Here is a 26351-nt window from a genome sequence, read left to right as displayed (position 1 = left end):
GTCAATAAAAATTAAATGTCTATCTCTACCTGATTTTTTAAAATATCCTCAAAAGTTTCTCGTTTTCTAATCAATTGCGCTTGTCCTTTGTGCCATAATACTTCAGCAGGACGATAACGTGAGTTGTAGTTTGAAGACATAGAGTAGCAGTAGGCTCCAGCGTTTTTAAACGCAAGAATATCACCTTCAGCAATTTCATTTATTCGTCGGTTATTGGCAAAGGTGTCGGTTTCACAAATGTAGCCTACAACCGAGTAAAAGCGTTCTCTTCCTTTTGGGTTCGAAATGTTGACTATTTCGTGCTGAGAACCATAAAGCATTGGCCTTATTAAATGATTAAAGCCAGAATCTATTTGAGCAAAAACCGTTGAGGTAGTTTGTTTTACAACATTTACTTTAGCTAAAAAGTAACCAGCTTCACTCACTAAAAATTTTCCTGGTTCAAAAGCTAAAGTGAGCTCTTTACCATATTCTTTGCAAAATGTATTAAATCGTTTCGTCAGTTTTTTACCAAACTCTTCAATGTTGGTTTCAATATCACCTTCTTTATAAGGAACTTTAAATCCTGAACCAAAATCTAAAAATTCTAAGTTTTTAAAATGCTTAGCAGTGTCAAATAATATTTCGCTGGCATATAAAAACACATCAATATCCAAAATATCACTACCTGTGTGCATGTGTATACCATTAATAGTCATTTTGGTGTTTTCTACAATACGAAGTATATGCGGAATTTGGTGAATGGAAATACCAAATTTACTATCAATATGTCCAACAGAAATGTTAGTGTTTCCGCCAGCCATGACATGCGGATTTATTCTAATGCAAACAGGAACTTTAGGGTACTTTGTCCCAAACTGCTCTAAAATAGAAAGGTTGTCAATATTTATTTGCACACCAAGTTTTGCTGCAGTTTCAATTTCTTCTAATGATACACCATTAGGCGTATAAATAATAGTCTCAGGTGAAAAACCAGCAGCTAAACCTAATTGAACTTCTTGAATAGAAACAGTATCGAGTCCTGAACCTAATCCTTTTAATAATTTTAATACTGAAATGTTTGACAATGCTTTAGCAGCATAATTGATTTTAAGATGTTTTACTTTATTAAAAGCATTGGTTAATCTCTTGTATTGAGATGTTATTTTTTCAGAATCATATACATAAACAGGACTCCCGAATTCTTGAGCGATATTAAGTAGTTGCTTTTCTAACATTATATTGGTGCAAATTTTTTCCAAAGGTATTTTATTCCCTTTAAATTGAAATTTAAGATTTAAAATATCACACAATTTAAACATTGTGTTAAATAATTAACAAATAATTTTTGTCTAGAATAAAAGACTTTTGTGGCTGTGTTTTTTTCGAGGATTAAAATTTCAATTATCGAGTAAATATTAGGGTAAGTAATCTCTATTAATTACATTTGTGCCACTTAAACTTTATAGCGAATTATGAATTTACACGAATATCAAGGAAAAGACATATTAGCAGGTTTTGGAGTTCGCGTACAACGTGGTATTGTAGCCCAAAACGCTCAAGAAGCAGTAGCAGCTGCTAAGCAATTAACTGAAGAAACTGGAACAGGTTGGCATGTTATAAAAGCTCAAGTTCATGCAGGTGGACGCGGAAAAGGAGGAGGAGTTAAACTAGCCAAAAATCTTCAAGAAGTAGAAAGTATAGCAGGTCAAATCATAGGAATGAATTTGGTTACACCTCAAACTTCTGCTGAGGGTAAAAAAGTACACCAAGTGTTAGTTGCTGAGGATGTGTATTATCCAGGTGATAGTGAACCAGACGAGTTTTACATGTCTGTGCTTTTAAATCGTGGTACAGGTAAAAATATGATTATGTATTCTACTGAAGGTGGAATGGATATAGAAACTGTTGCTGAAGAAACACCACACTTAATTTTTCATGAAGAAGTTGATCCTGCTGTAGGTTTAATGCCTTTTCAAGCAAGACGTATTGCATTTAACTTAGGGTTGAGTGGAGTAGCTTTTAAAGAAATGACAAAATTTGTTTCTTCATTATATACTGCTTATGTAAAGTCTGATTCTTCTCTTTTTGAGATTAATCCTGTTTTAAAAACAAGTGATGACAAAATTATGGCTGTTGATGCTAAAGTGACTATTGATGACAATGCACTTTACCGTCACAAAGACTATATAGATTTAAGAGATTTACGCGAAGAAAACCCTATTGAAGTTGAAGCTAAAGAAGTTGGACTTAACTATGTTGACCTTGACGGAAACGTTGGTTGTATGGTAAATGGAGCTGGTTTAGCAATGGCAACTATGGATTTAATTAAGCAAGCAGGTGGAGAGCCAGCTAACTTCTTAGATGTTGGTGGTACTGCTGATGCTGCTCGTGTAGAGGCTGCGTTTAAAATTATCTTAAAAGATCCTAATGTAAAAGCTATTTTAATTAACATCTTTGGTGGTATTGTTCGTTGTGATCGTGTTGCACAAGGTGTCATTGATGCCTATAAAAACATGGGAACTATAAACGTGCCAATTATTGTACGTTTACAAGGTACTAATGCTGATATCGCTAAAGAATTAATTGATAATTCAGGATTAGATGTACTAAGTGCTACTGAGTTCCAGGAAGCTGCAGATAAAGTACAGCAGGTACTGGCTTAAGGATATTATAAATACAAAATAGATAAGAGAGTTGAAGCTTTAAAGTTTCAACTCTTTTTTTGTGGTTTATTTGAATTTTCCTTTTTAGGCATCGGACCACGTAAATGAATGATAAGGCCATTTAAAAAGTTACGTAAAATTTGGTCGCCACATTCCATATATTTAGGATGGTCTTCTTTTCTGAAAAAAGCACCAAGTTCACTTTTTGAAATTCTAAAATCAACCAAAGCTAAAATTTCAACAATTTCATCGTCTCTTAATTTATGAGCTACTCGTAATTTTTTAAATATATCGTTGTTTGTCATAGTCTGTTAACTTAATTGAGAGGGTGATTTTTCTCTGAATTTTTTGAAAGCATTAATAAAAAACCAAAGTACAATAAATTTAACGATTTCCTAATGTGCATTTCATCGAACTTGTTTTTTTAAGTCTATAAAATCGACGAAATGCGCATGTATTGTTAATGTGTTGATTTTCAATATTTTAAATCAAATAAATGTACGAACGTAAGAAAACTACGATGAATGACATCTTTTTTTTCGATAAGCGACGAAATATCTACGACAATAAAAGTATTTATCTATTTAACTTTATAAAAAGTAATAATTACTCCCTCAGGTATGATAAATCGTGTTGAAAAGTTGAGTCTGTTATCCGAGATGATAGCATTCGCTATGAAAGATGAGAATATTAAATCCATTGAATACAATTTTCTTTTAGGCATTGCTAAACAATTAGAAATATCTAAAGAAGATTTTGATTATTTATTTAAGTCTCCAGTACATTATGTGCATTTAAAATCGCACAGCGAACGCATTGTACAATTCCATAGATTGGTGTTGTTAATGAATTTGGATAAGGAATTTACTTCAAAAGAACTTGTAAGGTTACATAATTTTGGATTGAGGATGGGTTTAAGCCATGAATCTATAAATAGAGTGTTGGATTTAATGGAAAGTTTCCCAAACAAAATTGTACCACCAGATTTTTTAATTGACATCTTTAAAGTACAATATAATTAGATTTGTAAGCAGTTAGCAGTTGTTCTAGATGTTAAACACAAATCACTTTACTTTTAGTTTTTCTAACTTCTCTTGATAGACTTTAATTTCATCCCTTAATTGAGCAGCAACAATAAAGTCTAAGGCTTTGGCAGCTTGTTCCATTGATTTGCGTTTTTCGCGTATTTTCTTTTCTAATTCACCTTTTGTTAAATATTCACTTTCAGGTTCTGCAGCTTTTAAAGCTTCTAATTCATAGCTATAAGTACTCACTGAGTTTTTTGCTAAGGCATTATCCAAACTTTTGTTTAACGCTTTTGGTGTAATATTGTTAGCTGTGTTATAAGCAATTTGTTTTTCACGTCTGTAATTAGTTTCATCAATGGTTTTTTGCATACTATTGGTAATTTTATCAGCATACATAATGGCTTTACCGTTAAGATTACGCGCAGCTCTACCAACAGTTTGGGTTAATGAACGTGCTGAACGTAAAAAACCTTCTTTATCAGCATCTAAAATAGCAACTAAAGACACTTCAGGTAAATCTAACCCTTCACGAAGCAAGTTGACACCTACAAGTACATCAAACAAGCCTTTTCTTAAATCTTGCATAATCTCAACACGTTCCAAAGTATCTACATCACTATGAATGTAACGACAACGAATTTGTATGCGCTCCAGATATTTGGTAAGCTCTTCAGCCATACGTTTGGTAAGTGTAGTAACTAGTGTGCGCTCATCTTTTTCAACACGTTGCTGAATTTCTTCTATTAAATCATCAATTTGATTTAAACTCGGTCTAACTTCAATTTCAGGGTCTAAAAGACCTGTAGGTCTAATCACTTGCTCTACATAAATACCGTCAGTTTTTTGAAGTTCATAATCTGCAGGAGTTGCACTTACGTAAATTACCTGGTTTTGTAAAGCTTCAAATTCTTCAAACTTTAAAGGTCTATTATCCATAGCTGCAGGCAACCTAAAACCGTATTCAACCAGGTTTTCTTTTCGGCTTCTGTCACCTCCATACATAGCATGCACTTGCGATATGGTTACATGACTTTCATCTACAACCATAAGAAAATCATCAGGGAAATAATCTAGCAAACAGAACGGTCGCGTTCCTGGAGCTCTACCATCTAGGTATCTCGAATAGTTTTCAATACCTGAGCAATACCCAAGTTCGCGAATCATTTCAAGGTCAAATTCGGTACGTTCTTTAAGACGTTTAGCTTCCAAATGTTTGCCAATTTCTTTGAAATAATCATGTTGTTTTACTAAATCATCTTGAATGTCTTTTATTGCATTTTGTAAGACTTCAGGAGAGGTTACAAACATATTTGCAGGATAGATGTTGAGCTTTTCATAACGTTCAATAATTTCATTACTCATTGGGTTGAACGCTTCAATCTCTTCAATTTCGTCTCCAAAGAAATGAATTCTGAATGCATTATCTGCATAACCAGGGAAAATATCTACTGTATCACCTTTTATTCTGAAATTACCATGGTTAAAATCGGCTTCAGTACGCGAATACAAACTTTGCACAAGTTGATGTAGCAGTTTGGTTCGGGAAATAGTTTGGTCAACTTCAATAGAAATTACATTCTTTTGAAATTCAATAGGGTTTCCAATACCATACAAGCAAGACACTGAAGCAACTACCAAAACATCTCTACGACCAGACAGCAGAGAAGAGGTTGTACTTAAACGCATCTTCTCAATTTCTTCGTTTATTGATAAGTCCTTTTCAATGTAAACACCAGATACAGGAATGTAAGCTTCTGGTTGGTAGTAGTCATAATAAGACACAAAATACTCTACAGCATTGTCAGGAAAAAACTGCTTGAACTCACTGTATAATTGTGCTGCTAATGTTTTGTTATGCGCTAAAACCAAAGTTGGTCTTTGCACTTCTTGAACAACATTGGCAACAGTAAATGTCTTACCTGAACCTGTAACACCAAGAAGCGTTTGGTATTTTTCATTACTTTCTATACCAGTAGCTAATTGTTTTATAGCTTTGGGTTGGTCTCCTGTAGGTTTAAATTCTGATTTGACTTTAAATTTCATATTCTTAGAAGTAATGCTGTTTGTGCTTTGTAAAGTTTAAAGTTAAGTTATTTTAAGAATTAGTTTTACTTAACCTCTTTTTTAAATAATTATAAAATCCAATTTGAAGGACTAAATTTGGTAAAACAAAAATTAATAGGATAATTATAAGAAATAATAAATTTTCAGAATTCATAGGGATTTCACTATTTAAAAATCCAACCCAACTCATTAAAATAATATTTAATACCAAAAAATTATAGATAATTTTAATAGTTGGCTTAAAAACTTTTTTTAAGAGATCAATTGTAATCTCGAAATTTTTGTACTTTGAGTAACCATCTCCATAAAATGATAAGGCAGCTAAAGGTATTAATGCTCCAGAGATTAATCTGAGTGTCCTATAAATGAGTAATAAATTAATATTCCTCCAATTATAGCATTTATTATTCCACTAATGACTATTGAAAAGTAGATGTGTTTTTGTTTCAGCATTATCATTTCTACTTATGTTGACATTAATTATAATACGAAACTACCTAAGCAATGCAAAATGTCCTCGGTAAGTTCTTCCGTCAGGTAAAGTCACAAGATACCAATAGTCGTCACTTGGTAAAGCCTTACCTTTAAAAGTACCATCCCAACCATTAGTAAGGTGATTTCTTGAAGCTAATAACTTACCATAGCGATTAAATATTTTTATATCAATACCTCGGTTAAATTGCTCATTGGTTCCATATACTTTCCATGTGTCTTTTATGGTATCACCATTTGGTGAGAAAAATTTAGGAAAACCAAGTACTGAAATAAGTTGTTCAGCAACTCCACAATCATTTTTGTCTTTAACATAAACGGTGTGAAATCCAGGAAGAACATCATAAAATACAGATTCGTCTTGATAAGCACCATTATCTAAAGCATATTCATACATGCCTTCACCACTAACGGTTACAGATATTGTGTTGTTAAATGTGCCTTCTTCAATAGTAATATTTTCTATGGTAGCTATATTTGAAGCTTCAACCGTAATGGTTCTTGATGCAAAGCATCCATTAGGGTCAGTTACAATAACAGTGTAGGTGCCAACTTCGTTAATGTTGTTAAAAGAGGTATTTACTGTTGTTGAATTTCCATTAAATAACCATTCATAATAGTAATTACTTGGAGAATCGTTAAGAACACCTCCATATAATGTTAAAGTTTCAGGATAGGTGTTGAGACAGTAAATAAACGTTTCGTCTTCTAAAAGAGTAGGCGTATAAAGTACTTCTAAAGCTACAGTGTCAATGCTATAACATTGGTTGTTGGCTGTTGTTACTTTAACAAAAAGCGTTTGATTGTATGCTGTGCTATTTTGATAAGGAGAGCTCAACGCATTGGTTTCACTAAAGGCATCAGCTTCAGTTTCGTAGTATTGAACTGTTGCTCCAGTTGGAATTTGATCTTCAAAGGAGGTTGAAATTTCGGTTAAATCAAATTCTCCAAAGCCATCAATAATTTCGCCATCACAAGCTTCGGCATTAGGTATAGATAAGGTGTTATTGGATATTTGTAATTCTACAGCAGCAATGTTAGAGCATCGGTTTTCATTTTCTACACGAGCATAAACTGTTTGAAAAGGATTACTATTTTGAAAATTGCTAGCATTTGGTATTTCGTTGACCTCATTGAGCGCGTCATTTTCCGAAAGGTAAAAATTAGTAACAAGAAGTGAAGCGTCATTATTAGTAACATCTTGTGAGGCATCAAACAAGTTGTAATAAGTAATACCATCTTGATTTTGGTCACATTCAATTAATACCGAATCAAAAACTATTGGGTTGGGTGAGTATTCAACAACCACTTCACCATAAGAAATACAACTATTAGCCAATCCTACTTCTACTGTGTATGTACCTGGTTGAGAAACAGTATATGTTCCACAGGTTCCACAACCTGTTTGAGCACCTTGAACTAATACACCATCTCTATACCACTCGTAGGTGTTTTGTCCATTTTGGTAAGCATTTAATTCTAAGGTTTCTCCTTCGCAAACAGCATTGTTGTTGGCTAATAATCTGTCAGGACCTAAGTTTGTTGAAAGCTCAAAACTTCCAGCTTCTAAAAATACAGCAGAGTCGTACCTGTAGTTTTGCTCGTCGGCAATGACAAGTTTTACATGATACGTTTCATTAGGAACTATGTTAGCAGTTGCAGTTAAAACAGTAGTTTGACCATTAAAATTAATAGGTGTGTTAGCACCATTCCAACTTCCAAAATACGTTTCGTTAATAGGAGCGCAACTTCCAGGAATTCCTGAATGTACTGTAGTTACTTTTACAGGCGTTTGCGTGTTAGGTATTAGAGCAATGTTAGTATATTGTTGTTGGTTTGCAGGTTTGATTAAAAACCCAAACAAATCAGAATACTGACAGGTATTAGAGTTGCCTTCTTGGTATTCTTCTGAAGCAAATAAGTATCTAAAACTTACTTGTGAAGCTACTGAAGAAAATTCAAATTCAATAATAGTAGCATTAGTAGTGTTAGACTCGTTTAATGCATTTTCAAGGTCAGAATCTCCAAGCCAGTTTGGAGCATCATCATCACTTAATGAAGTGTTAGGTCCAGGTACATTTGATAAACGTCCTGTACTAAGCACAATACCACTTTGTAAGGGAAAAGTTGTTCCAGCAGCATCGAAATAGCCGTAACTTTGGTCGGTGTTTCCAAAATCGCCACCAGAAACATTGGTCACCACAACGTTATCAATACAGTTGCTGTCAATTAGAATGTCTTCAATGAGTTGTTGAGGTGTATAAGTTTGACTGTCTACCTGAATGTTTTGGCCATAGGTAAACGTACACATACACAACAATACTATAATAACTACTTTGTTCATTTGCAATTTTTCCGATTGCAAAGATACATAATGCTTTAATGTATTTCGTTGAAGAAATGTTAAAGAAAAGCATTACTTAATCACATAGTTTCTCAAGACTTCACCGGTGTTTTTGTTGATTAGCATATGATATTCTCTTTTGTGGACATTTCCTTTTAAAGGACTATTTCCAATGACTTCCCAAATTTTACCATCATTAATTAATTTTACAGTAAATGGTTTGTATAACTGAATGTCATCATTTATATACTTTTCTGTCCAAATAGCTTCGGCAATTTTTGAGGCTAATTCTTCCGATCTTATCAAGTCAATTCCATATCTTTCTACTAAAGGAAATGTTACATGCTCGAGTTTTGAATCTTTTTTATGACTAGAACAGTTTAGGAAAAGTAGAGAAATCAAAAACAAAGTTCGTTTCATTTGATTTCAAATTTATTTCGAAATCAAAGATATAGAAATTATATCTTCAACGTAAAATGTCCTTTAACTTCAAACTCTCCATCATCACTTATTATTTTAGCAACAAACCAGTAGTCGCTTGTAGGCATTCGGTTTCCATTATAAAAACCATTCCATCCAGCAGAGTTTGAGGTTAATTGCTTAATAAGTTTGCCATAACGGTCGTAAATATATACTATGGAACCAGGTAAGGTTTCTATACCAGATATATGCCAAGTATCAAAATAACCATCGTTATTTGGTGTGAAGAATTTAGGTGCATCAACCACTACAACTTCTCTAGTAGCTTCAGCACAACCATTAATATCCATTACAGTAATGGTATGGTATCCTAAAGTAACATTGTTGAAAAAGTTAGATTCTTGTGGTACACCATTATCTAAAATATACAGATAGTCACCAATTCCGCTTACATTAATAGTAATAGAATTTGGGTCAGAAAAATCTAAAGTTTCAGTAAACTCTATAATTGCAGTTTCAGATTCTATGACTTCAAACTCACTGGTTGTAGAGCATCCAAAAGGCGTGATTACAGTAACCCAGTACGAACCAATTTCAGTAATTTCAATATCTGGAGTGGTTTGGTTTGTGGACCAAATGTATTCGTCTCCAGGATTATTTGTTTCAGCACTTACGTATAAAGGAGAATTGTTTAAGCACAAGGTTTGGTCATCAATATCAACAATAGGTCTTGCATAAACATGAGTTGTAAATTGAGTGGTTATGTAACATCCTGTTGTATTGTTTTCAACTCTCACGTAAATGATTTCTCCATCAATAGCATCATACAAGTCTGGTAAACTGTTGTCTCCTGTATTTGCATCGGCTTCACTGTTGTGATATGTTACAGTAAAGTTATTAGGACTTTGTGTTCCTAAAATTGTAGCGTTTTGTTGTGATAAATCATAGGTTAAAAATCCGTCAAAATCATCGTCGCAATCTTCCAAATCACTTGGTTGATATGCAACAGGTAATGGGTTTACCTCTAATTGAAAAGCATAGGTAGTAAAGCAACCTGTTGTACTATTTTCAATTCTAATGTGTATTGTGTCATTGTCGGTTTGATACGTGTAGTCTGTTGCGATTGCATTATTTGCGGTTAAGGCATCATTAGTATTTAGGTAATAGGTGATTGCAGCATCAGTTTCAGAAGTTATTAAAGTATTCACTTCATTAAGATTGTAGTAGTTGTCTACATTATCACAAATACTAACTGACTCAAAATCGTTTATAGTAGGAGGTAGGTTTACAATTAGCTCTAACGGTAATCCTAAATAGCAGTTAGAAACCGTATTTGTAATTCTTACATAAACGGTTTGTGGGTTTGAAATGTTGTTATAGTTTTCAGGGTCTGCAATTGGGTTGGTTTCGTTTTCTAAATCGTTAATCGTTTCGTAGTAAGCAATAACAATATCGTCTTGTCTTACATCAAAAATATCAACTTCTGCATCGGTTAAATCAAAAGTTACGATACCATCATAATCCACATCACAGGACACTAATGGTTCTGAAGGACTAGCTTCAGGAGCAGGAATAACATTTACCTCAAAAGCGGTTAATGAATTACAAATTGTACCATTATTAATTCTCACATAAATAGTTTGCGGATTTGAAGTATTGGCATAGTTTAAAGCGATAGGGTTTGTACCATTTTCAGAATCTACCAAAGAGGTGTAAAATGTAATGTCTAAATTCTCAGGAATGCCTTGTGAGATTTCAGTTATTTTTTCGTTTAGATCGAATACTTCGCTGCCATCATTTGAAATATCGTCACAAACAAACCAATCGGTTGGTGCATTGAACTCTGGATTGCTTCCCATTTCAATAGTAAATGATGCAGTGCCATAACAATCTTGATCTGTTGTGTTTTCAATCCTTACAAAAATGGTTTGTGGGTTGCTTAAGTTTTGATAAGCTACAGTTTTATCAATCGCGTTTGTGCGGTTGTCTGCATCGTTTTGTGATTCAAAATAAAGCACGTCTTTACCTGCTTGTCCGTTGAGAATTTCAGCATCTTTTGTATTGAATGTAAAATCACCAAAACCGTCGCTGTTTTGCTCACAAATACTATAGTTGCTTATGTTTATAAAAGTAGGAAGTGTGTTTACAATAACTTCAAAAGACTCAATAGTATGGCATCCTGTTGTAGCATTTTCAACCCTTGCGAAAATTGTTTGAGTATTACTTGGGTATGCTACAGGGTTAGTAATTGCGTTGGCACTAGCTTCAGCATCAGATAAGCTGGTGTGGAACGAAAATGTTCTGTTTGCTGTATCTGAAACCAATTCAGAAATTTTAGAATTTAAATCTATGATGTAAATACCATCTTGATTGTCGTCACAAATTACAACATCACTTGGTGTTGTTGTAATAGGAGCAGGAATAATATTTAACTCAAACGAGTTAACATCAGCACAACCAGTTTGGTCATATCTAATCCTAGTGTAAAGTGTTTGCGGATTAGAAATGTTACTGTACATAGTTGGCAATACATTTATATTGGCATTGGCATCATTTTCAGATTCGTAATAGCTTACTGTAAAACCCGATTGTCCTTCAGTAACCATACTGTCAAAAATAGAAAGATCAACAAGTGTGAAACCATCTTGGTCGTCATCACAATAATTAACACTTCCAATAGAGTTGAATTCGATAATTGGGTTTAGATTAAGTTCAATGTCTTCATATTCAGTGCAAGTGTCGCTATGTAATGCGATATATAATGTATGCGGAATTTCATCAGGTACATACGCAACAGTAACATCTATTTCATTTATTTGATTGTCTCTGTCGCTTTCAGTTTCATAAAAAGATACTGTTACGTTTGGGATGTCATTGATAATGGAAATAGCTATATTTTCTAAGTCGAAAGCTTCTTCACCATCATTATCTTGGTCGCACAACGAAAAATTTCTAATTGTAGTTCCTGTTAGTAAAAGGTTTGCATGAATTTCAAAAGGTGCAACCGAAATACATCCTGAAACATCATCTACAACACTTATATATAATGTTTGTTCTTCAAACGTAGTATTGTCGTAACTAGTAGGGTTTGCTATTGGATTACTTAATGTTAATGCATCTTCGTATGTTTCATGGAATGAAGTTGAAACTCCAGTAATTCCATTTAAAACCTCGTCAGTTATTGTGTTGAGGTCAAAAGTTGCAAAACCATCATGTTCTGGGTCGCAGGCATCAATGTAAAGGTCTTCGGTATTGATAACAGGATTATCCAACACATTAAAAGTTAATGTTGTAGTTGATGCACAACCCGTTTGCGAATTAGTAACTCTTACAAATAACTGTTCTGTTTGACTGGTATTGCTATATGGTAAAGCAATTGGATTTGCTCCTGAGTCAGCATCGGCTTGTGTAAAGTGATAGGTAACATCAAGAATAGTTTGTCCGGAAGTAATTTCATCATCCTTTTCACTTAAATCAATTAAAGTTAAACCATCAGCAGTATCATCATCACAAACATCTAAATCTGTAGGAGTTGTAATATTAGGAAGTTCGTTAACTATTAAGTTGAACGTACTAAAAGCTAAACAACCGTTATTGACATCTTCAATTCTTACAAAAATAGTTTGTGGGTTAGAGGTGTTTTGTATAGGTGTTGTAATAGCATTTGTATTGTTTATGGCGTCATCATTTGTTAAATGATACGAGTAATTGTAGGTTGAGTTTGGTACAGATGCTAAAACTTCAGCGTCTTTAGTTGATAAATCAAAAGTTTCAATACCATCACCACTTAAATCATCACAAATTTCATAATCTGAAATTGGATCGGCAGATTGTGTAGAGCTTAAACTAATGTCAACACTATCTTCCATAATACAAGTTGTGTTTGAAATAGGAATTTCAATTTGAACTGTATAGGTTCCAGATTGCGTTACATGAAGTTCAGGTTGAGTTTCACCATTAATTAAGGTGTTGTTTAAATACCAACTGTAAGTAGCCTGAGCATTTTGGATATCTCCATTAAGGGTTAAAGATTCAGCACAAGTTGAAATGTCTTCACCTAAATCTACAACAGCATCAAAACTGTTTCCTTCAATAAAAACAGCTGAATCATAGTTTTCATCAGTTTGGTCGGCAATAATCATTTTTATATGATATTGTACATAAGGCGTAATAGTTGCAGTAGCAGTCATTACAGTAGTTCGACCATTGAAGTTTGTATCTCCAATACTATAGCCTTCAAAATACTCGTCATTTTCAGCAGCACAAAACCCAGCAATTTCATCATGGATAGTGTTTGTGTTGACAGGAGTAGATGTTCCAGGAATTACTGCAATATTTGTGTAAGGATCATTGGTTCCTGCTTCTCTAATAAGAAATGCAAACCCATCAGAATATTCACATGGGAAATTACCAAAATATTCTTCGGATGCTAAAATATAATTGAATTGCACTTGGTTTGAAATTGAAATAAAATCAAATTCAATAGAAGTTGCGTTTAATGTCCCAGTAATTCCTAAAGCGGTTTCAAGATCGGTATCGGTAAGCCAATTGTCTTCACCTTCATTAAGTATGTCGTTGTTTTGTGTGTTTCCTGCAGAAGCTGCATTACCTGTTGAAAGAATAATTCCATTTTCAAAAGGAAAGTTTGAAGACGCACTTTCAAAATAACCAAAACTTCCAAATCCATTCACGCTACCATTAACTTGCGAATTGATATTAGTAATCTCTACACAACCTTCAGTAAGGGTGTTTTCAATAAGTTGTTGTTCAGTTAGTGTATTATCAACAGTAATTTGTTGAGAGAATACTTGGTTACATAAAAAACATGCAAATACAAGGAGGGAAATTTTGATGGTTTTCATTATCAATAGGTTAAGTTTTACTCACAGCGACACATGGTTTTGGGACATGTTGAATAGTGATTCTTTTATTTTGCTGTGAAAACTAAATCAATCAAGGATGAAATGCAAAAAAATACGACGAAATACACAAAATATTAACATTTAGTAGTTCAAATAGACCCAACCTGCCATAGATTTGTAGTTTGGGTCGTTTAAATGAAGCACATAGTAATATGTGCCGACAGGTAATAGTTTACCTAAATTATTAATTCCTCTGTTTGCTTTTCCATCCCAAGGTTTGGAATTATCTCCTTCAAATATTAAAGTGCCATAACGATTGTAGATGAGTAGTTTGTGATTTTCAAAAATATCATACAGACCTTGTATATTAAACCAATCGTTAGGACCATCATTATTTGGTGAAAACCCATCAGGAATGTATGGTGGACAGTTTTCTACTAGTATATTAAATTGGTAACTATCATAACAAGGGTCGCTTTCAACTCTGGCATAAATAGTTTCAGGATTTGTAGTATTGTTGTAAGCTGTTGGGTCAAAAATTTCGTTCTCTTGGTTTTGTAAATCTGAAAGACTAGTGTAAAACGCTACATTATCATTAATGTTTGTTGATTGCTGAAAAATTTCATTGAGATTAAATGTTGCTGAATTAAACCCTTCGTCGCAGAGCAAGGTTTCAGGCAAAGTTTCAATAGGAGGAGCAACAAGTAAATTGATGGTTTGCTCAAACATGTTATTATTTTCATTGATTTCAATTACAATACCTGAGTTGTCACCAATATCATCTACTGAAAGCGTTAAAATAAAATCCTCTCCAACCGTTTCAGGAATGGTCAAAACTATGGAGTTGGTTTCCGATTCGTTAATTTCAATAGTATTTAAGGTTGTGGTTTGCCCAACAACTATTCCGTTAGCATAAAATGTAATAGGAGTGTTGTTGGGAAGTACGTCTGTACTGTTGAAATTATTTACAGTGTATTCAATTTCAATGTTTCTATTGCCACATTCCACGATATAATTGTCAAGACTTATTGTTGCATCAGGTAGCTGACTGTTTAAAACCGTAATGATGTTGTTTATCATAACAAAATCCTGACCAGACGTAAGTTGAATAGTTGCCGAAGTATCACCAATAGATATGTTGTTTTGAATATTGTAAACATCAATATCCATATTGTATAGGTCTGACGCTCCAGTAAAACTGTTCGTACCATTAAAAGCATTATTGATAGGATTGAGTGGCGGATTTCCTATAATATTTCCATTAATAGTTAGTTTTTCATTAACAGCTAATGAGCGGTCACCTTCCCAAGCAATGAAACCAATTTTGGCATTTTCATTATCCAATACATTTAGGTTGTCTAAAGTAATAGTTAATATATCAGGTACACTTTGTAAACCATCATACACATTCAATTGGTTCAAAGGTAGATTATCGTCTTCATAAATAATAGTAATTGCCCAACCTGCGAAGTTAGTTCCTGTAGGACAATATGGTGAAATTATAGATTGTATGTCTAAATCTGACAAAGTATACTCATCAGAACCAATACTTTGTACTAAAGTAGTTACATCAGCAAATGCAGCAAAAAACAGTCTGTTGGCATCTAAAGCGTCACTAAAAGTGCGTTCAGCAGTAACAGGATTGTTATTTAGAGATACATTAAAATCACCAGTATCTGAACCAGCCCAATACAAGTAAGCAGCAACAATAGTTTGATTTGCGTTTAAAGATAAAGTAGCTGAAGATTCTGTTGAAATTATACAATCAGCTCCTGTTCCATTTTCAGCTAAGTTTAATGTGTTTCCTATTGCAGTGTAATCGTACCTACCATTGAACTGTTGGTACAGCTCAACATCTTGACCCAAAACAGTAGTAGGATTATAAAAAAGAAAGAAAAGTAATATGAGTTGGGTTACCCTTATCATCATGACTTTTTTGAACATTAACTGGCTCAATCGGATTTAACGTTTTAAAGTGAAATGGCTTTTAAACACTCTTCCATCCTCTAAGGTAACATGAAACCAATAATCGCTTGAAGGCAAAGGAAACCCATTATATGTTCCGTCCCAACCAGGACTAACAGGGTCTAGCTCTTTCAACAATTTACCATAACGATCAAAAATATAAATAACACTTTGAGGCTGAAATTCTTCTGAAAGACCATAAACTTGCCAATAATCGTGGTAACCATCATTATTTGGTGTGAAAAACTTTGGAAACCCTATTACCGAAATAAGCTCATCTACAATACCACATTCGTTTTTATCTCTTACATATATGGTATGTAAACCAGCAGCTACATTATCAAATACATTGCTGTCTTGGTAAGGACCTTCAGGATTATCTATTGCATATTCATAATCGCCTTCACCAGATACAAAAACAGTAACCATGTTGTTTTGTGTGGCATCAATAACTTCTATATTGTCAAAAGAAGCAATGTTTGATGGTAGTACAGTAATGGTTCTATCTTTATAACATCCATCAGTATTTATAACACGTACAGTATAAGTTCCAGGTTCGTTAACTTCAATTGTAGTGGTGGTTTCACCTGTTGACCACTCGTAGTAATAATTATTAGGTAAATCATCAATAAGACCACCTGTTAATGTTATGGTTTCAGGGTAAAAATTAAGACAATATATAGTTTCAGCTTCGGTTTCAATATTTGGAAGTTCAAAAACCACCAATTCTACTTCACTTATTCCATAGCAAGCATTTGAATTTTCAACTCTAGCATAAATTGTTTGAGAATAAGCTATAGTATTAGTAAATGTATTTGATAGTACATTTGTTTCTAGCAACGCATCTTCATAGGTTTCGTAATAGTTAAGTTCCAAGTCATCAGGTAAACCACTTAAGACAGCATCATTGGCATCGTTTAATGAAAAAGCATAAAAACCATCTTCAGTTCCATCGTCATCACATGCCTCTATTGTAGTGTTGTTTGCTGAAGTTGTGCTGACTTCTAATGTAACTTCAGCAATGTTATAGCAACCAGTAATTTCATCGGTTACTTTGGCGTATACCAATTGAGGGTTGAAAAAGTTTTCAAACGCATTACCATCAATTTCATTTGTATTGCCTTGAGCATCATTCATTGAAAGATAGTAATTTATAGTTCGGTTTGCTGCTCCAGCAGTAATATCATCAAAAATCTGATTAATATTAAAGATTGTAAATCCTTCAGGAATACCATCTTCGTCACATTGGATTATGGTTGAATTAACAGCTTCTGGAGCATCGTTTACCATAAAAGTAAAACTTCCAGTACTGTAACAATCAGGATTGATGTTATTTTCAATTCTAACAAAAATAGTTTCACTGTAAGGCGTTGTGTTAGTGTAGTCTGTATTTAAAGCGTCTGAGTTGTCGTCAGCATCTAATTGCGAGGAATGAAATGTTATGGTGTATAAAGCTGGATCTTGACTACCATAAATGTCAGTGTACAATGTTGATAAATCGAAAGTTGTTATACCATCCATTACATTTCCTCCAAAATCTTCATCACAAACTGTAATATCTTCTAAAGTTTCTATTTGTGGTGTAATAAATACTTCTATAAAAAACGAAGAGGTTGCATAACAATTAGGATTAGATGCATTATCAACACGGACAAAAATTTCTTGCGGATTAGAAGTGTTGTTGTACACACCTATAATTTCATTTTCATTATTATCAGCATCTTCTTGAGAAGCATAATAGTGTACATTATATTCAGTAGCATCTTGTGTATCTAATGCTTGTGCATCTTGTTGTGTGAAGTCAAAAGTTGAGGTTTCAGTAATGTCACACATCACCATATCATCTGGTTGGCTTGCAAACGGAATGTCATGATAGCTTACAATAGCTTCACCTTCAATAGGGCATTCACCATTGTTAGGTTCAATAAATACTTCATAAAAACCTGGTGTATCTACAAAAAGCTCAAAAGTGGTCTCGGTAAGCGGTACACCATCTTTAGACCAATTATAGGTTGCTCCAGCAATATCTTCGGCAATAAGCGTGTAACTATCACCATCGCAGAGTAAAAGTTCTGTAGTGCTTATTCCATTTTGGATAATATCTATTTGACTATTAAAAAGCGATTGAATAAAAGGTGGCAAGCCTATGCGACTTAAGTTCTGAAAGCTGCCATTAATATCTAGTAAAACACCTGTTTCGTTATAACCAGCTGCGTTTCCATCAGCTTCAGGGTTTTGAATCACTCCAATATGTCTTCCAGTTCCATTTATATTAGCAAAACTGACTTGAGCTCTATAAATTCTTTTATCTAACCCAAGTTGTAATGCGCCAGCACTAAAAGAATTTGACGAATGAATAACTGTCATTGAACCAGGAATATCTGTGCTTTCAAGATCCCATTGTAATACATGGCTAGAGCCATTACCAGCAATACCATCGCTAATGGTTGCATATACTTTTCTATTTTCAGCCGAAAACTCAACACCATAAGGACTATCATTATTTTCTTGACCAAAAAGTGTTAGTGGGTTAGAAACCACACCTGTGTCATTATCAAAATCGAATAAGTAAACACCACCACCTGTTTCGCCTTGAAGTACAGTAGCAAATCCATGATGTGCCACTGCTAGTTTTGTACCATCAGGAGACGCTTTTAAGTAACCTAAAGCATTTCTTCTATAACCTTCGGCAGGAACTACAGGCCCTACAGTGGATACTACTGGAGTAGTGTCAACACCATTTTGGTCTACTTTAAAAGCATAAAATTTATCTACAAAATGAGTAATTACCCAAAAGGAGAAGCAATCATCAGCTTTTACAGCGGTTATTTTTTCAGAACATTTAAATTCAGATTCGGTTTGGTTTGTAGTGTCATAGGTAATTAGAGGAACGTTTTTTTCTAAAGGATCGACATCACCTAAACCTCCTTCTAAAGTCATATCAACTAAAGAATACATTAAACCATCATTTACACCATCTCCATCTTGTTGGTTAGGAAATGCTGATGAATTAAAATGATGAGGTTCATCAACAGTAAAAATATAGTACTGATTTAAATCTTGAGGTTTTGGTACTATCAATCCAGAAGACGTACTAGAGTCGTCACCTTTAAGTCCTGTTCCAAATGCTTCACTTGCGTTGGGCATTGGTATATGATTGGCATTCCAAATGGTTCTACCATCAGAGTAAAACAGTAAATTACCATCAGTATCAGAAATGGATGTACAACCTTCTAAAGTGTTTAATTGTCCATCGGTAATAGCTGTAACAGTACCAGTAGTTGTGTTAAATCTTAAACCTGCATTTTTTCCAAAATACCAATTTGCAGCTTCGTTTTGGGAGTACATATTTAATGTACAGTAAATGCTAAAGCAGAGTAATAAGATGTTCTTTTTCATGAAATATTAGTGATAAAGCGTTTGTATATACAACAAGTTAAAAACTGAAAATCCTATTAAAACTTTAGAAATTTAAAGTTAAGTTAACAAGAAGTATATACAAATACTGAATCACTAAAGATATTACAAATCTCGCTTTTTTAATAATCTGTACGATAAAAAGACAAATAGAGCAGTCCAACCTATTACAGTAACAATTTCATACCAATGCACTGCATAGTCATAAGCGATTTCTGTTTTTTCAGGAAACTTTGTCATTACTATACGCTGTACAGGTTGGTCAATAAGTTTGTACATAGACTCTAGCGGTAAAAAGTTTTTTACTTTAAATGCTGAATCTGCTGTTCCTAAAACTTCATAAGCTCCCCAAAAAATTAACCATTCAACAATATAGAGTACAAATAAAAACCCTAAAGCAAAAGCTGAGCGTTTTACTAGCATACCAAAGAATAAACATAGACTAAAGAATCCTACTAACTTTACAAAATAAGCGAGTAAAAATTCAGTTTCTCTAAAAACAATAGATGCTTCAGTATAGCTAGAGTAGTACATACCTATACAAAACGACGCTAAACCAATAAGTAATGTTGCTACTAGAGAAAAGAATACAATAGTGTAGAACTTTGATAAGATAAACTCTTTTTTACTGAGTCCATCAATAAGGTTTTGTTTTATGGTTTTGTTGCTGTATTCATTACCTATCATACTTACCACAACTATTGCAAAGAAAAACTTGAATTGCGATGCAAAAAATGTGGTAATGTGCCAAATGATAGGGAAATTAAAGATTCCAAGTTCACCTAATTCTAAAGTGAAAAATCCGAAAAAGTTTATTTTAATTGAAGATAATACGAGTACTGTAAATGGCAGGATGAACGATACAAAAATTAATACTTTGCTTGTTCGGTTTAGCCAAAGTTTCTGTAATTCTAAATTTATAAGTCGTAACATGGATACTGTGTTTTTTTGATTGATTTTGATTAGTTGTTGTCTGTTAATTGTAAGAACTGTTCTTCCAAACTTTCTTTACGTTTTACCAAGTGTGATAACACAATTCCTTTTTCAAACATGAGTTTGTTAAAGGACGAGGCATCCATTGGTTGGTTTAAAAACGCAGTAATTAATCCGTTATCAATCTTTAGTTTACCAAAAGAAGTATCGCTTTCAAGTAGTTTAACCAATTCATCTTCTTTATCTGTCTTCAACTCAAAAAAGCCATGACTGTTAATCATTTCGTCAACACGACCAGAGTATAGTTTTTCACCTTTTCTAAGTACTACTACATGAGAGCACACTTTTTCAACTTCATCTAAAAGGTGAGATGCTAAAAGAATTGTAGTACCATTAGCAGCAATTTTTTTTATAATCTCTCTAATTTGATGAATTCCTTGAGGGTCAAGACCGTTAGTAGGTTCATCTAGTATTAATATTTCAGGATCGTTTAACAATGCTGATGCGATTGCCAAACGTTGCTTCATACCCAAAGAGTAGGTTCTAAATTTATGGTCTTTTCTGTCTAGTAAACCAACAATTTCAAGCTTTTCGTCAATTTTTGCATAGTCAACACCTTTAATTTTACACACCAGTTTTAGGTTTTGTTGTGCAGTCATATAAGGGTAAAAATTAGGACGCTCAATAATAGCGCCTACTTTTTTAAGTGCTTCGTGTGTAGATGTTTTACCATCAAACCAGCTAAATTGTCCTGAAGTTCTATTAACTACGTTAAGTACAATACCTAGAGTGGTTGATTTTCCACTTCCGTTAGGTCCTAAAATTCCGTAAACATTACCTTTATTTATGGTAAAAGAAAGGTCTTTTACAGCAGTTAAATAGCCAAATTTCTTGGTGAGATTGTTGATTGTTAATATTTGTTCCAAAATATAATATGATTGATTAGTTAAAAATATGACGAGTATTACCGCTTATTGTTACATAGTATTTTATAAAACATTAAATTAGTAATGATTTTAAATGCTATGGACGACTTAAAGATATCGAAAAAGAAACCATCTTACCCAATAAATAGTAAGTTACATAACTATTTACAAGACTATAACAGGAATATTCGCTTACCTATTTTTTATGAAGACCTATTGCGTTTTCAAGGTTCGGTAGTGGTTTATGATAAGAATGACGAAGACACACTTTGGATTCGTGTGTACTATAACGAGTTTGAACGCGAAGAAATAGATTTGAGCTTAAAGCGAGTGTATTCTATTTTAATTTCTGATGGTAATGAAAGTATTTTTAAGTACCTAAGTGTTGATGCTATTGATTTTTGCACCTTCGGGAACTCAAAGCCTTTTAGAGTAAAAATTAGAAATATACTCAACGATAACTACACCTATTTTTATGTGAAAAAAGCCGATGCTTCTCGGGTGTATGGACTAGAGTTTGAGCATATGCTTTCTCCTTATAACCTTAACTTTTTAGTTTATAAAAACACATTGATAGAAGAGCATATTGCTGGTATTCCTGGTGATGAGTTTATTAAAAACATGTTGCCAGAATGTACTGCTTCTGAAAAATCGCAAATAGCTAAAGAGTTTGTAAAGTTTAACGAACGTTGTATGATTAGATTACTTGGTGATATGAGATCATACAACTATGTAATTGTACCAACACACGATTTTGATCATGTGGTTTTTAAAATTAGAGCTATCGATTTTGACCAACAGAGTTATGAAGGTAAGTTTAATGTGTACAGGCCTCAATTTTTTAAAGAGAATTTTAAAATGGTAGAGTTGGTGCGCGAGAAAATTCAAAAAGAATCTATTGAGCAGTATAAAATTGAAGAACGCTCAATTGTTGCACGTCGAATGATTAGTTATCATGATAGAATAGTGGAGTTGCTAGATTGTATGCAAGACGACACAATATCAATTCCTGAGCATATAAAACTGCTTCGAGAGCAAATTTATGATTATACACTAGATATTGAATTTAAGAAGAGTAAAACAATGGGAGACATTATGAAAAATGCTCTAGCCTTTGTAAAACGAAACTATCAAGGAATGAACATGAAAAACTTTTTCTAACAAAAAAAGCATCCCAAAGAGGATGCTTTTAAATTTATGTTTTTCAATACTTATATTAGTTTACAATAGAGCTTACCAATTGTGTAAGTTCTTCAGTTGTACCATAGTCAACAGTAACGTTAAAAGTGTCATCACCTTCAACGGTAATAGGTAAACTACCGAACTTTAAATAGCTGTTTTCATCAATAGTAATTGCAAGTAAAGTTGCATTTAAACCAAGAGGAATTGAGCCAGCATAAGTTTCTAAAGCTGTTTCAGCATCATTTAAACTTGTAATCATAACAACTGAAGGAAAGTCTTCAATAAACATCCATACTGTAGTTTGAGAGTAATCAGTAACATCAGACACTGAAACTTCAAACTGAGTTGCCGTTTCACCAGCCATATCATAAAGTACATCACAGTTTGATAGACCTTGTTCTAGTCCAAGAATATTAAAATAACCATCATTAAACCAGTTTTCGTTTTGTTGGTTTAAATCCCAGTTTACAACTTCTCTACCATCTTGTGTAACGACAGATCCTACGTAGTAATCCATATTAGTTAATCCTAAACCAGTAGTGTCTGTTTGGATAGTCATTTGTGCTTGAATGTTAAACGGATTTGCATTTACAGGGTTTCCGTTTTCATCTTCAAAGGTTAAGTTAAAACTTCCTCCAGTAATCAATAACTGACCGTTGCTTGAGGTTTGCGCATTGTTAAGAAACATTTTATCTAATGTAAGATACTCTGTTAATTTAGCTACAACAGGAGTAGTAATAACATTGTTATCATCATCAGTAAATGCATTTGGTCCAATGTTGAATATTGTACCATCGTCTCCAGTAATTACTGTAGCAACAGATGGGTCTGTAATGTCATGAGATTGAGGTTCTTCTTTTAAAGCTTCAACTAAACTAGAGAGTGATGTGTAGGTATCAGCAGGAATGTTGTTTTGGTTGTCATCATCATTGGTACAGTTAAGTGCCAATACACCAATACATACTAGTAATACTAATTTAAAAATAGGTTGCTTTTTCATAATAAATGATTTAGAGTTATACTCTTTAGATGAAAAAGTAACAGAATGGTTGCGTAAAAAATTTAGGAAATTGGAAAATTAATTCCAGTTTTCATCAAAATCTAGACTCTCGTAGTCGTCAATATCAAGGTCGTCATCAAACTCATTAAAGTCATCAAAATCCTCAGCTTCAAAGTTTTTGTCAGGTGCTTGGTCAGGGATTTGTCCATGTACAAACATAAGGTTAGGGTAGTCAAAACCTTCAGCTTCATCAACTATTTCAGCAAGCTCTACAAAAAAGGTCCACATACTCAAAAAGTCATAGACGTAAATCAATTTGGTTTGCGCTTCGTGTACCACATCGTTAATTAATGTTGTGTTCATTAATTTTACTGGGTTTACACCATCGCTCATATCAAACAAAGAGATTTCTTCACCTTGTTCCCAAGTATCGTTACTTAGGTAAAAAGAAGCCATTTCAGAGCCATCAAAACCAAAAGATTGGGTTATAATGTTATGAAGGTCTTCTAGTGTGTCATCTTCACGAATTTCTAAATCACGAAATACGTCGTCTTCTGTATCGTTGTCAAGTATTATTCTAAATCTGTAAATCATAAATGTTCAATAATGTGCAAAGTTACAAAGTTTAGGCTTTGTTTTTAGCGTTTGTAGCTTCTAATATTAAGTAGAATTGAATTCCGAATAATATACTAGCTAATATAAGGTGTAAGGTTTGGGAACCAAATGGAAAGCTAAAGTTTGCCATGGCAATTCCTGAAGCAATTTCAACCAATAAAATACCTAATACCCAATATACTTTTTTGTAATGCAATTGGTGTTTTTTAAGTAGTAACAATAAGTAGCCATTAACTAATAATACAAGTATAGAAAATGACCTGTGAATATAAAAACTTGTGGTAGGATTGTTTAACCAATTAGAGGCATTGCCTTCTCCTAGAGCTTTTATTTGATGGTCTACAAATTCTCTTACCTGAGTTCCTAAAACTACCTGAATACAAGTTAAAGCTAACGCTACAATTAATGCGTTTTTAAATTGTATGTTGAATGTAAAGGATGTGTTACTTTGTTTGGTTTTAAAGATTATGTAGAGCATTACAGCTACTATTGCTAATGCCATTACCATGTGAATAGTAATTTTTAAAGGCGCTAAGTTTGAATCGACTACGGTTTTTCCTAACCAAGCTTGAAAGCCCATTGCAAAAACAGTAAAAAACGATAGGAGCGTAATGCTTTTGTTGCGTTTCCAATACTTTAAAGATGCAAATGCCATGACTAAAGTTGCTAAACCTGCAAGTGCACCAAATAATCTATTAATGTATTCAACCCATGTGTGTGTTGGATTAAATACTGCATAATCATGTTTTGTATAGGTGTCCCAATTGGTTTTTATAAACTCATTGGAAGATGTAAAGCTACTTTTAGCCACTTGTAAGGTTTCGTCAACAATAATAACTTGACCTTTTTTGTAATCGTGGTTAGCATGCCATTCTAGTTGAACCTTTTCAGTAGGAGGAATGTAGTATCCAAAACATTTAGGCCAATCAGGACAACCCATTCCGCTACCTGTCATACGTACAACAGCTCCTGCTATTATAACTAAATAGGTTAGGACTAAGGTTACTTTTGCTATAGTATTGAAATGTGTTTTCATTTTTGAATTGTTAAACCTAACTGTACACCTCTATCTAACATTAATTGATAAGCTGCTTCATATTCATTAGGAATTTTACCATCAAGAATAGCTTCTTTAATGGTTTCTTTAATCATTCCTATTTCTTTAGAAGGCTTTAAGTTGAAAGTTTGCATGATTTCTTCTCCTGAAATAGGAGGTTGAAAATTTCTTATATGGTCGCGTTCTTCAACTTCAACTATCTTTTGACGAACAATTTTAAAATTGTTGTGATATTTTTTAAACTTTTTAGGGTTTTTGGTAGTAATATCAGCTTCACAAAGCGTCATTAAATCGTCTACATAATCACCAGCATCAAATACCAAACGACGTACTGCCGAATCGGTAACTTCTTCATTTGCCAACACAATAGGTCTAGAGCTCATTAATACCATTTTTTGAACAAATTTCATTTTGTCATTTAATGGCATTTTAAGTCTTTTAAATAAATGATACACCATTTTTGAACCTTCAAACTCGTGACCATGAAAAGTCCAACCCACTTTTTTACTAAAGCGTTTGGTAGGTGCTTTTCCTATGTCGTGTAATAATGCAGCCCAACGTAACCATAGGTTGTCGGTATATTTGCTAATATTATCAACAACCTCTAGAGTGTGGTAAAAATTATCTTTATGACGTTGTCCTTCAACTTCGTCAATGCCTTTTAAAGCGGTTAGTTCAGGTAGAATACGCTCTAACAATCCTGTTTTTTCTAAAAGTAAAAAACCGATAGAAGGTGTTTTGCTTTCCAAAATTTTGTTCAGCTCAACAGTAATGCGCTCGTTGGTTATAATTTGTATTCTATGACTGTTTTTAGAAATGGCTTGCAAAGATTTTTTTTCAATTTCAAAATCTAATTGAGTTGCAAAACGTATGGCACGCATCATTCTTAAAGGGTCGTCACTATAAGTAATATCAGGATCTAAAGGTGTTTTTATACACTTCTTCTCTAAATCGGTTACACCATTAAAAGGATCTAGTAATTCACCAAAATGTTCTTTATTTAAATTAAGCGCTAAAGCATTAATGGTAAAATCACGACGATTTTGGTCGTCTTGCAAGGTACCATTTTCAACAACAGGATTTCTACTGTCTTCGTTATAACTTTCTTTACGAGCTCCTACAAATTCAACTTCAATATCGTCATAACGCAACATGGCAGTACCATAGGTTTTAAAAACCTGTACTTTTGGGTTGTTAGGAAGGTTTTTAGCAACTTGTTTAGCAAGTTCTATTCCGCTTCCAATAGCTACAATGTCAATATCTTTTTTTGAATCTCTTTTAAGTAGAAAATCTCGTACATAACCACCAATAACGTAGCTATCTAAATTAAGTTCTTTAGCCGATTGGGAAACAATCTCGAATATTGGGTGTTGAAGTGCTTGCTTGTAATTCATACTCATA

Annotated in this window: 17 protein-coding genes; 3 read left to right on the top strand and 14 right to left on the bottom strand. The window is 33.5% G+C overall.

The window, feature by feature from the left end; all coding sequences use genetic code 11:
- Positions 1 to 11: 11 nt before the first annotated feature.
- Complete coding sequence (lysA, locus tag DMZ43_RS09575; protein ID WP_129761631.1) at positions 12 to 1217, bottom strand: diaminopimelate decarboxylase; 1206 nt, start codon at positions 1215 to 1217, stop codon at positions 12 to 14.
- Positions 1218 to 1454: 237 nt separating this feature from the next.
- On the opposite strand from lysA, the gene sucC reads away from it, so the two are divergent.
- On the top strand, positions 1455 to 2645 hold the full coding sequence (gene sucC / locus DMZ43_RS09570) for an ADP-forming succinate--CoA ligase subunit beta (protein WP_131507770.1): 1191 nt from the start codon (positions 1455 to 1457) through the stop codon (positions 2643 to 2645).
- A gap of 47 nt (positions 2646 to 2692) precedes the next feature.
- On the opposite strand, the gene DMZ43_RS09565 is transcribed toward sucC, so the two are convergent.
- Entirely contained in the window at positions 2693 to 2950 is a 258-nt protein-coding gene (locus DMZ43_RS09565; protein WP_129761633.1) for a DUF1456 family protein, read from the bottom strand.
- A 315-nt stretch (positions 2951 to 3265) separates the two neighbouring features.
- Between DMZ43_RS09565 and DMZ43_RS09560 the strand changes: the two genes are divergently transcribed.
- Entirely contained in the window at positions 3266 to 3667 is a 402-nt protein-coding gene (locus DMZ43_RS09560) for a TerB family tellurite resistance protein (protein ID WP_129761634.1), read from the top strand.
- 42 nt (positions 3668 to 3709) lie between these two features.
- Here the strand turns inward: DMZ43_RS09560 and uvrB are convergent, their stop codons facing one another.
- The 8 genes from uvrB to DMZ43_RS09520 form a co-directional block, all read right to left on the bottom strand.
- Positions 3710 to 5716 carry an excinuclease ABC subunit UvrB gene (uvrB, locus tag DMZ43_RS09555; RefSeq protein ID WP_131507768.1) on the bottom strand — a complete coding sequence of 669 codons (2007 nt, stop codon included), beginning with the start codon at positions 5714 to 5716 and terminating at the stop codon, positions 3710 to 3712.
- Positions 5717 to 6230: 514 nt separating this feature from the next.
- Complete coding sequence (locus DMZ43_RS09550; RefSeq protein WP_131507766.1) at positions 6231 to 8573, bottom strand: T9SS type B sorting domain-containing protein; 2343 nt, start codon at positions 8571 to 8573, stop codon at positions 6231 to 6233.
- A 72-nt stretch (positions 8574 to 8645) separates the two neighbouring features.
- A complete protein-coding gene (locus tag DMZ43_RS09545; RefSeq protein ID WP_161566747.1) occupies positions 8646 to 8879 on the bottom strand; it encodes an NTF2 fold immunity protein in 234 nt (77 codons plus the stop codon).
- 152 nt (positions 8880 to 9031) lie between these two features.
- Positions 9032 to 13855 carry a T9SS type B sorting domain-containing protein gene (locus tag DMZ43_RS09540; protein WP_131507762.1) on the bottom strand — a complete coding sequence of 1608 codons (4824 nt, stop codon included), beginning with the start codon at positions 13853 to 13855 and terminating at the stop codon, positions 9032 to 9034.
- A 141-nt stretch (positions 13856 to 13996) separates the two neighbouring features.
- Positions 13997 to 15781, bottom strand: coding sequence for a gliding motility-associated C-terminal domain-containing protein (locus DMZ43_RS09535; protein ID WP_131507760.1), 1785 nt, complete (start codon positions 15779 to 15781; stop codon positions 13997 to 13999).
- A 36-nt stretch (positions 15782 to 15817) separates the two neighbouring features.
- A complete protein-coding gene (locus tag DMZ43_RS09530) occupies positions 15818 to 19219 on the bottom strand; it encodes a T9SS type B sorting domain-containing protein (RefSeq protein ID WP_131507758.1) in 3402 nt (1133 codons plus the stop codon).
- A gap of 123 nt (positions 19220 to 19342) precedes the next feature.
- Positions 19343 to 20170, bottom strand: coding sequence for an ABC transporter permease (locus DMZ43_RS09525; protein ID WP_129760413.1), 828 nt, complete (start codon positions 20168 to 20170; stop codon positions 19343 to 19345).
- A 29-nt stretch (positions 20171 to 20199) separates the two neighbouring features.
- Positions 20200 to 21096 carry an ABC transporter ATP-binding protein gene (locus tag DMZ43_RS09520; RefSeq protein WP_131507756.1) on the bottom strand — a complete coding sequence of 299 codons (897 nt, stop codon included), beginning with the start codon at positions 21094 to 21096 and terminating at the stop codon, positions 20200 to 20202.
- Between the two features lie 84 nt (positions 21097 to 21180).
- Between DMZ43_RS09520 and DMZ43_RS09515 the strand changes: the two genes are divergently transcribed.
- Positions 21181 to 22257: a hypothetical protein gene (locus DMZ43_RS09515; protein ID WP_370450272.1), complete on the top strand. Its 1077-nt coding sequence runs from the start codon at positions 21181 to 21183 to the stop codon at positions 22255 to 22257.
- A 55-nt stretch (positions 22258 to 22312) separates the two neighbouring features.
- On the opposite strand, the gene DMZ43_RS09510 is transcribed toward DMZ43_RS09515, so the two are convergent.
- The 4 genes from DMZ43_RS09510 to DMZ43_RS09495 form a co-directional block, all read right to left on the bottom strand.
- The gene (locus DMZ43_RS09510; RefSeq protein ID WP_131507754.1) at positions 22313 to 23278 is read right to left on the bottom strand and encodes a hypothetical protein; all 966 of its coding nucleotides are present in this window, start codon (positions 23276 to 23278) and stop codon (positions 22313 to 22315) included.
- Between the two features lie 78 nt (positions 23279 to 23356).
- A complete protein-coding gene (locus DMZ43_RS09505) occupies positions 23357 to 23872 on the bottom strand; it encodes a hypothetical protein (protein ID WP_131507752.1) in 516 nt (171 codons plus the stop codon).
- A 31-nt stretch (positions 23873 to 23903) separates the two neighbouring features.
- Entirely contained in the window at positions 23904 to 24929 is a 1026-nt protein-coding gene (locus DMZ43_RS09500) for a heme A synthase (protein WP_131507750.1), read from the bottom strand.
- A complete protein-coding gene (locus DMZ43_RS09495) occupies positions 24926 to 26344 on the bottom strand; it encodes a CCA tRNA nucleotidyltransferase (protein ID WP_131507748.1) in 1419 nt (472 codons plus the stop codon). Before DMZ43_RS09495 ends, DMZ43_RS09500 begins: the two co-directional genes overlap by 4 nt.
- Positions 26345 to 26351: the final 7 nt, after the last annotated feature.

This window comes from Meridianimaribacter sp. CL38 (genome assembly GCF_004328055.1).
Taxonomy (GTDB): domain Bacteria; phylum Bacteroidota; class Bacteroidia; order Flavobacteriales; family Flavobacteriaceae; genus Gaetbulibacter_B; species Gaetbulibacter_B jejuensis.
Note: the sequence above shows the minus strand (reverse complement) of the source record. Positions and strands in the feature narration are given on the sequence as shown.

What these genes read in the sequence shown, in the direction of transcription:
- lysA (WP_129761631.1), bottom strand. Translation starts at nt 1,217, where the DNA reads ATGTTAGAAAAGCAACTACTTAATATCGCTCAAGAATTCGGGAGTCCT.
- sucC (WP_131507770.1), top strand. Translation starts at nt 1,455, where the DNA reads ATGAATTTACACGAATATCAAGGAAAAGACATATTAGCAGGTTTTGGA.
- DMZ43_RS09565 (WP_129761633.1), bottom strand. Translation starts at nt 2,950, where the DNA reads ATGACAAACAACGATATATTTAAAAAATTACGAGTAGCTCATAAATTA.
- DMZ43_RS09560 (WP_129761634.1), top strand. Translation starts at nt 3,266, where the DNA reads ATGATAAATCGTGTTGAAAAGTTGAGTCTGTTATCCGAGATGATAGCA.
- uvrB (WP_131507768.1), bottom strand. Translation starts at nt 5,716, where the DNA reads ATGAAATTTAAAGTCAAATCAGAATTTAAACCTACAGGAGACCAACCC.
- DMZ43_RS09550 (WP_131507766.1), bottom strand. Translation starts at nt 8,573, where the DNA reads ATGAACAAAGTAGTTATTATAGTATTGTTGTGTATGTGTACGTTTACC.
- DMZ43_RS09540 (WP_131507762.1), bottom strand. Translation starts at nt 13,855, where the DNA reads ATGAAAACCATCAAAATTTCCCTCCTTGTATTTGCATGTTTTTTATGT.
- DMZ43_RS09535 (WP_131507760.1), bottom strand. Translation starts at nt 15,781, where the DNA reads ATGATAAGGGTAACCCAACTCATATTACTTTTCTTTCTTTTTTATAAT.
- DMZ43_RS09530 (WP_131507758.1), bottom strand. Translation starts at nt 19,219, where the DNA reads ATGAAAAAGAACATCTTATTACTCTGCTTTAGCATTTACTGTACATTA.
- DMZ43_RS09525 (WP_129760413.1), bottom strand. Translation starts at nt 20,170, where the DNA reads ATGTTACGACTTATAAATTTAGAATTACAGAAACTTTGGCTAAACCGA.
- DMZ43_RS09515 (WP_370450272.1), top strand. Translation starts at nt 21,181, where the DNA reads ATGATTTTAAATGCTATGGACGACTTAAAGATATCGAAAAAGAAACCA.
- DMZ43_RS09510 (WP_131507754.1), bottom strand. Translation starts at nt 23,278, where the DNA reads ATGAAAAAGCAACCTATTTTTAAATTAGTATTACTAGTATGTATTGGT.
- DMZ43_RS09505 (WP_131507752.1), bottom strand. Translation starts at nt 23,872, where the DNA reads ATGATTTACAGATTTAGAATAATACTTGACAACGATACAGAAGACGAC.
- DMZ43_RS09500 (WP_131507750.1), bottom strand. Translation starts at nt 24,929, where the DNA reads ATGAAAACACATTTCAATACTATAGCAAAAGTAACCTTAGTCCTAACC.
- DMZ43_RS09495 (WP_131507748.1), bottom strand. Translation starts at nt 26,344, where the DNA reads ATGAATTACAAGCAAGCACTTCAACACCCAATATTCGAGATTGTTTCC.